We start from the raw sequence: 7,398 nt of genomic DNA, 5'->3' as shown, positions 1-7,398 counted from the left end.
ATCCCTACTACGTAGAAACAGAAGTACGAGACTCCACGGAGTTGTCAGGATTGTCCGCGCCGGCGGGGACATTCTGTTCGGCGAGGGTTTTCCCCGGAATCTCGGACAATCCCCGCGCGGCCAGGTTCCGGCGCGCCTGCGCCAGCGGGAATGCGAGAACGCGCAGGTCATGGAATAGCTTCACGGCGATCGTCGGCCAGATCGCGCCGGTCAGTTTGTACATGAGCGCGAGCGCGACGCCACCGAAAATCACCTGCGCGGAGACAGCCGGCCGGAAACCGTGCCGCAGGCCGTCGATGACGCCGCCCGCGAGGATGACCAGGACCCAGAAGGGCAGGTCCGGCCAGAGCAGCGCGACCGCGTAGAGGGTGAAGCCGCGGTAGACGACCTCCTCGGCGGGCGTGCTGAACGAGTTGGCCAGCCACCAGAAGCGTTCGATCGAGTTCTCCGGGGTGATGAACACGACGTACTCGATCTTGCGGGCGATCCAGTCTTTGCCCGCGCGCCCGCCGACCAGCGGAATCAATACGGGCCCAAAGAGATACGAGACGTAGACGGCGATGATGGCGAGGCTGATGATCTGCTCGGGCAGCGAGAAGCCACGGAAGATCGCGGTGTCGAAGTGGGTCAGGCCGAGCTCGCGCACCGAGGTGCCGCTGATCGCGAAGGCCACCAGGATGACCGCGAGCGTGGCCCAGGTCCGGAACACACCGCCCTGGTACAGGCGTACGCGCGCGTCGGACCGCTGCCCGAATTCACGGGTGAACACGCGGACGGAGAATATCTCGAAGAATGGCTCTGCGAACACGAGATAGACGAGCAGGACTATGCAGAATATTTCCATCGGGGAGCCCCGTTCACTTCCGGTCGGGTCGGTATTTGTATCTGAATGGAATGGGGTCGTCCGCGTCCTTGCGTTACAACTATTCCGTGGGAGACTCAGCGCACATCGGTGAAATTCGCTCTACTGCCCGAGCTGACGCATCACCTACTCGCTGGTCCTGAACACATCGGCCAGACAGTACGCCCGTACTGAGATAACTGTCTACAGCTTCCATCTGGAAGATCCTGTGAGGTGGACCACCGCCGATATACGGAGTAAATACCTCCGCATACCGGCGGTGCGGAAAGTCTGATTTGCGCCGTTTTTTCGCCCGATTGGGGCGAATTCGACGAGCCCGGTCAACCGCGCGGCGCGCGCTATTCAACTGCCCGATACTTTGCTCACCGACGCGCGCAACATCGCGTATCGGCAATATGATTGCCAATTGTTTGCCACCCCTGGAGCGAGTAACAAAGCCATTTGTGCCCGTCCCCAAATTGCCGCGGCGCGGCGGCGGCGTCGCATGCGCGAGTGTTCATGCGACGGCCATCCACCGGGACCGTGCCGCGCGTCTGCGCGTCGGCGGCCGTCCACCGCCGGGTCGCGAACCGGCACCGGCGTACCGAGTCGTGTCCGTGAAAATTCCCATGCGGGAATAGCTCGGCTGGAGATACGTTCGTTGTTGGTGGTTAGGTGAGCGAACGAGAGGGGCCGCGTGTGGCGACCGAGACCGTGCAGTCGTCCGTAGGTCTTCGTTCGGAGCGTGGCGCCATTCTCGGCTCGCTGATGCTCGCGACGGGTCTGGTCGCCTTGGATTCGACCATCATCGCCACCGCGGTGCTGACGATCACCAGCAGCCTCGGCGGATTCGCCCAATTCCCCTGGTTGTTCTCCATCTATCTGCTCGCGCAGGCGGTCACCGTCCCGATCTACGGCAAGATCGCCGACACGGTCGGCCGCAAGCCCGTCATTCTCTTCGGCGTCGCCGTGTTCGCGCTCGGCTCGCTGCTGTGCGGCCTCGCGACCAGCATGCTGGGACTGATCATCTTCCGCGCGGTGCAGGGCATCGGCGCGGGCGCGATCCAGCCGATGACGATGACCATCGCGGGCGACCTCTACACCCTGACCGAACGCGCCAAGGTACAGGGCTACCTGGCCAGCATCTGGGCGTTGTCGTCGGTGGCGGGCCCGCTGCTCGGCGGTATCTTCGCCGACTACGTCAGCTGGCGCTGGATCTTCCTGATCAATCTGCCGCTGTCCGCCGTGGCCGGGTGGATGCTGTTGCGCAGCTTCAAGGAGAGCGCGCCGCGACGCAAGCAGCAGGTGGACTATCTCGGCGCCGCACTGCTGACCGTCGGCGCGGGCGCACTGATCCTCGGCCTGCTCGAGGGCGGGCAGGCGTGGGCCTGGAGTTCGCCGACCAGCGTGGCCATCTTCGCCGGGGGTGCACTGCTGCTGGTGCTGTTCGGCCTGGTGGAACGGCGGGCCGCGAATCCGGTGCTGCCGCTCTGGGTGTTCACCCGCCGCGTACTCGTCGCGAGCAGCGTGGTGGGCGTGCTGGTCGGCGCGATCCTGCTCGGATTGACCTCCTACGTGCCGACTTTCACGCAAGGCGTGCTCGGCACCGGCGCGCTGGTCGCCGGGCTCACCGTCGGCGCGCTCACGCTCGGCTGGCCGATCGCCGCCGCCCTCGCCGGAAAGGTGTACCTGCGCCTCGGATTTCGAGCCACCGCGCTGATCGGCAGCGGACTGGCGACGGTGGGCGCCGCGACCACCCTGCTGATCACCGAGAATTCGACGCTGTGGCAGGTTGCCGCCTCGTGTTTCCTGATCGGCGCGGGCATGGGCTTGGTCGCCGCGCCCACGCTCATCGCCGCGCAGGCGAGCGCGGAATGGTCCGAACGCGGCGTCGTCACCTCGGCGAACATGTTCGCCCGCTCGATCGGCAGCGCGGTCGGCGTCGCGGTGTTCGGTGCGATCGTGAACGCACGTATCGGTGACACCGACCATCCGGCGCCGGCCACACTGTCCTCGGCGGTGCATCTGGTGTTCATCACGGTGACGGTGATGGCGGTCATCATGCTGCTCGCCTCGGCCTGTATGCCCGCGCGCAAATCCGTCGGCAGCGCGCCCGCCGAATGATCTCTGCGTCGAACTCGCTGCTGCTCAGGTGAATTCGAACGTAGCGACCACCGGGGCATGGTCGGACTCCGGGTACTTCTTGTCCGTCGCGAAGTCGGCCGACTCGTCGTGCAGCACCTCGTTGTGGATCTCGGTGCCACGATAATTGGCGAGCAGGTTGCGGGTGACGAGCAGGTGGTCCAGCATCGCGCCGCGGCCGTGGTGGAACAGCGTGTAGCGCGCGGGTTCGGGCACCGTGTGCTCGAGCGGTACCAGGACCCGGCCGGCGAGCGCGCCGTTGCCGGTGTCCTCCACGTCGCCGCGGATCGCGACCAGCGGCACCTCGTCGGCGGTCGCGTTGAAGTCGCCCGCGACCACGATGCGGGCCGCCGCGTCCCGGTCCAGGATCTGGTCGATGAGCCTGCGCACCTCGACGGCCTGGCTCATCCGTTTCATGCCGGACAGGAACGAGCCCTCGGCCATCGCTCCGGCGTCGCGCCAGGTGAAGCGGTCGGCCTTCTGGCCGGGGATATCGGTCGGCAGTTTCGACTTCAGGTGCACGACGATCACGTGCAGCGGGGCACCGAGCAGGTCCAGTTCGACGTGCAGTATCGGGCGCTCGATATTGATCGGGCGCGGTTGCGCCGCAGGCGGATTCGCGGTCAGGATCTGATACATCGGCGCCGCGACCAGATCGTTGAGCAGTTGCGTGCGCGCGGTGACGGGCAAGGAGGTGACCAGCACGAGATTTCGTTCGTCGAACACCTCACCGTTGGCCTTCTCCGTCGACACGACATTCCAGCCGGACAGTCGAGTGCCCTGCAGCAGATCGGCCAGCGCCAGCAGCGCCCGCGGCTGTCCCGAACGCTCCTGACCGTTCACCTCCTGCAGGCACAGGATGTCGGCCCGCAGCCGATCGATCTGCGGTCGCATCACCGCGATACGGTCGGCGAGGGTCGGCTCGAACGGTCCGGGATTCGGCGTCTCGTCGAAATTCTCGAGATTGAACGTCGCAATACGCAGGGTGACCATGTCCCACATCCTCATCAGGCCCCGACGATTCGAACGTCTCCATTGTCGCCCGGCGCAGCGGTGCGCATATAGGTACTCGACTACCCGAATTCCCGCCGGGAACCGTTCCGGGGCTGCGCGGAATCCCCGCTCCACCCTGAGGCATCAGGGTGATCCCCGATGGTCAGCGGACGGGGGCTCCGGCATGCTCGGCGCATGGCGAATCGCGGGTGGTCGTGATGACGGTGGTATCAGCGGTTTTCGTGCTCGTCGGGTGGGCGCTGCTGGTGTGGCTGATCGCGACCGTCGCCCGGCGGGTGATCGGGACGCCGGTGGGCTGGCCGCGGACCGTGCTGCTGTCCGCGGTGTTTCCGGTGGCGGGGTCGACGGCGGCGACCGCGTTGGCGCATCGGCTCGGACTGGTCGACGACGCCGGTGCGATCGCCGCGCCGTGGGGCGCGCTCACCGTGATCGTGCTGCTGTGGGCGTGGATCTTCGTGCTGCTGCTCGCGGTGCTCTACGTCGCCGAGATCATCGTGCCCAGCGGGTCGGTGCCGGGTCCGATCGCGCTGGTGCGGCGCTGGCGGCGGTCGCGGCAGGAGGCGATCCGGTACTGGCAGTTGCTCGGTGTGCTGATCCGGCACGGGCTGGGCGGGTTCCTGCTGCGCGGCTCGCGGGCACACCCGGACCGGACCAGCGCGGCGGCGGCCAACCTGCGTGACGCGCTGAACGATGCCGGTGTCACCTTCGTCAAACTCGGCCAAATGCTGTCCACCCGAAGGGATGTCGTCCCCGCCACGATCGCCGACCAACTGGCGACGTTGCAAACCGACGCGACGCCGCTGCCATGGGATCAGGTGGAGTTGATCATCGCGGCCCAACTCGGGCGTCCGGCCGCCGAGGTCTTCGCCTCGATCGAACAGGAACCGCTGGCCGCCGCGTCGGTCGGGCAGGCGCACGCCGCGGTACTCACCGACGGCAGCCGCGTGGTCGTCAAGGTGCAGCGGCCGGGGGCCCGCGTCCAGGTCGCCCGCGACCTGCAGATCATGGGACGGTTCGCGCGCAAGCTGGAGCGCGACGCGTCCTGGGCCCGGGAGATGGGTGTGACCGATCTCGTCGCGGGCTTCGCCGCCTCGCTGACCGAAGAACTGGACTACACCGTCGAGCTCGACAACATGCGCAATCTCGCTGGGGCGGCGCAGGATTCGGCGATCACGATTCCTGCGGCCTATCCCGAGCTCTCCTCGTCGAGCCTGCTCGTGATGCAGCGGCTCGACGGCGTGCCGGTCGGCTCGGCCCGCACGGTGCTCGACCGCTTGGACTCCCCCACCCGCGCGAGCGCCGCTGCCACGCTGCTGTCGGAAACGCTGCGGCAGATCTTGGTCACCGGGGTGTTCCACGCCGATCTGCACCCGGGCAACGTGCTCGTCGATGCGCAAGGGCGGCTCGGCCTGCTCGATTTCGGCGCGGTCGGCCGGCTCGACGAAACGGAGCGGCTGGCCATCGCCGCATTCCTCGTCGCCATCGACGGGGACGATTCGGTCGGTGCGACCGATGCCATGCTGCGGCTGCTCGGCGAGCCCGCGGCGTTCGACCGGCGCGCCTTCGAGCGCCGGATGGGGCAGGTCATCGTCCGGTTCCGGGGCGGGTTCGGTGCCAGCGGCAGCAAAGCGCTGTTCACCGAGATGATCGGACTGATCGCCGCGGCCGGGTTCGCCATCCCCGGCCAGGTGGCCGGGGTCTTCCGCACCCTCGCGTCGGTGGAAGGCACACTGCTGCTGCTCGATCCCGGCTTCGATCTACTGGTGGCGGCGCGGCGCACCGGCGACGACATCCTCGCGCCCCTGCTCTCGCCCGACCGCCTCGCCGTTCGCGCCAAAGGCCAGGCTTTGGCGGTTCTCCCGGTGCTGCAACGACTTCCGGGACGGATCGACAAGATCAGCGCGGACCTGGCGGCGGGGCGATTCAGCGTCGGCGTGCGCGTTTTCGAGCATCCGGCCGATCGCGCGTTCCTCTCCGAACTCGCCCAGCGACTGATCACCGCACTGTTCGCCGCGGCGTGTGTAATCGCCGCGGCGGTGCTCCTGGTCGCCGGGAGCGACGCCGAATTGATCGGCGGCGTAGCGGTTTCCGCGGTGCTCGCCGCGGCGCTGGGCTTGATCGGCGCGGCGCTGGGGATCAGGACGCTGCTGCGGAACTGAGTTCCGGGTACACCGGAAGCGACCAGTCACCACCCCGGTCCGTTGTCGCGCGCCGCGCGACGAGTTCGGGAATACGCAGCGCGCAGGCGGCCGCCGTCAAGGCATGAAACGCGTCGATGCCGAGTTGTGTCGACGGCATGCCCAACCGGAGCAGCCGCGGCTTCACCGCAGCCTGGATCTCGTCCACGAACGGCCGCAATGTGGTGTCGTAGTTCGCCAGTGCCGTCGGCAGATCCCCGGTATGCCGGTTGATCTCGCCCGCCAGCACGTACGCGCCGACCAGTGCACCGGACACACCCATGCCGCTGTAGGGCGAGGCGCAGTGGGCGGCGTCGCCGAGCAGCACGACGCGCCCGCCGGACCAGGTGTCCGTGCGCACCTGCAATGCCTCTTGCGAGTAGAAGCTTTCGGTGGTGCGCATGCCGTCGAGGAAACGCTCGGTCTGCCAGCCCGCGTCGAGAAATCGTTCGGTCCAGAACTGCTTTTGGCGCTCGACCGGTTCGCGATGCACCGCCGACGCCTCGGCGGAGGTCTCGCGCAGCATGAGGTAGACCTGCGTCTCGGCCGGATTGTGACTGCGACGCATGATCATTCGGCCGTGCGGTGCGAGATAGGTGTCGCGGATATCGCCGTCCGCGGCGATGCGCGGAATGAACCAGTAGGCCATGTGGATGCCCACCGGCCAGTAGGGGTCGGGCGCGCCGGTGGGCTGGATCGCGCGGCGGATCCGGGAGCCCTGACCGTCCGCGCCGACCAGGAGGTCGAATTCGCCGGAGCTGCCGTCGGAGAAGTGGGCGAGCACCCGCGCGTCGTCCTGTTCGAACCGTTCCACGGTGCGTCCGAAGAGGTACCGCACATCGTCCGCGGCCGCCTCGTGCAGGATGCGCACCAGGTCACCGCGCATGATCTCGTACTCGGAGGTCAGGGTCTGCCTGCCCTGGCCGGAAGTGTTGGCCATGATCGTCCCGCGCGCGCGGCCCCGCGCGTCCACGAACGAGACGCCGGCTTCGTGCACGAGTTTGCTCCGCACCGCATCGAGCAGGCCCATGCGTTCGACGGCGTCGATGCCCTGACCGCGCAGGTCGACTTGGGCACCGGTGGCACGCAGCGCCGGGAAGCGTTCCGCGACGACCACCTGGTGACCGCCGCGGGCGAGCCAGTAGGCCAGGGCTTGCCCCGCGATGCCGCCACCACAGATGAGGACCTTCAAGGAACGAACGGCCGTCATGACCACTCCAATCT

5 protein-coding genes are annotated in these 7,398 nt (G+C 67.5%); 2 read left to right on the top strand and 3 right to left on the bottom strand.

Annotated elements, in window-relative coordinates; genetic code table 11:
* Positions 1-7: 7 nt before the first annotated feature.
* Positions 8-769: a CPBP family glutamic-type intramembrane protease gene (locus tag O3I_RS17175; protein WP_167829148.1), complete on the bottom strand. Its 762-nt coding sequence runs from the start codon at positions 767-769 to the stop codon at positions 8-10.
* Between the two features lie 771 nt (positions 770-1,540).
* Here O3I_RS17175 and O3I_RS17170 point away from each other — a divergent pair.
* Positions 1,541-2,965, top strand: coding sequence for an MDR family MFS transporter (locus O3I_RS17170; protein ID WP_014984214.1), 1,425 nt, complete (start codon positions 1,541-1,543; stop codon positions 2,963-2,965).
* 24 nt (positions 2,966-2,989) lie between these two features.
* On the opposite strand, the gene O3I_RS17165 is transcribed toward O3I_RS17170, so the two are convergent.
* Positions 2,990-3,976, bottom strand: coding sequence for an endonuclease/exonuclease/phosphatase family protein (locus O3I_RS17165; RefSeq protein WP_014984213.1), 987 nt, complete (start codon positions 3,974-3,976; stop codon positions 2,990-2,992).
* A 218-nt stretch (positions 3,977-4,194) separates the two neighbouring features.
* On the opposite strand from O3I_RS17165, the gene O3I_RS17160 reads away from it, so the two are divergent.
* On the top strand, positions 4,195-6,156 hold the full coding sequence (locus O3I_RS17160) for an ABC1 kinase family protein (RefSeq protein WP_041563929.1): 1,962 nt from the start codon (positions 4,195-4,197) through the stop codon (positions 6,154-6,156).
* Here O3I_RS17160 and O3I_RS17155 read toward each other — a convergent pair.
* Positions 6,134-7,384: an FAD-dependent monooxygenase gene (locus O3I_RS17155; RefSeq protein WP_014984211.1), complete on the bottom strand. Its 1,251-nt coding sequence runs from the start codon at positions 7,382-7,384 to the stop codon at positions 6,134-6,136. The two genes, O3I_RS17160 and O3I_RS17155, sit on opposite strands and share 23 nt — an antisense overlap.
* Positions 7,385-7,398: the final 14 nt, after the last annotated feature.

The sequence above is a fragment of the Nocardia brasiliensis ATCC 700358 genome, assembly GCF_000250675.2.
GTDB classification, from domain to species: Bacteria; Actinomycetota; Actinomycetes; order Mycobacteriales; family Mycobacteriaceae; genus Nocardia; species Nocardia brasiliensis_B.
The sequence above is the reverse complement of the archived record's forward strand: the minus strand, read 5'-3'. Positions and strand labels throughout refer to the sequence as shown.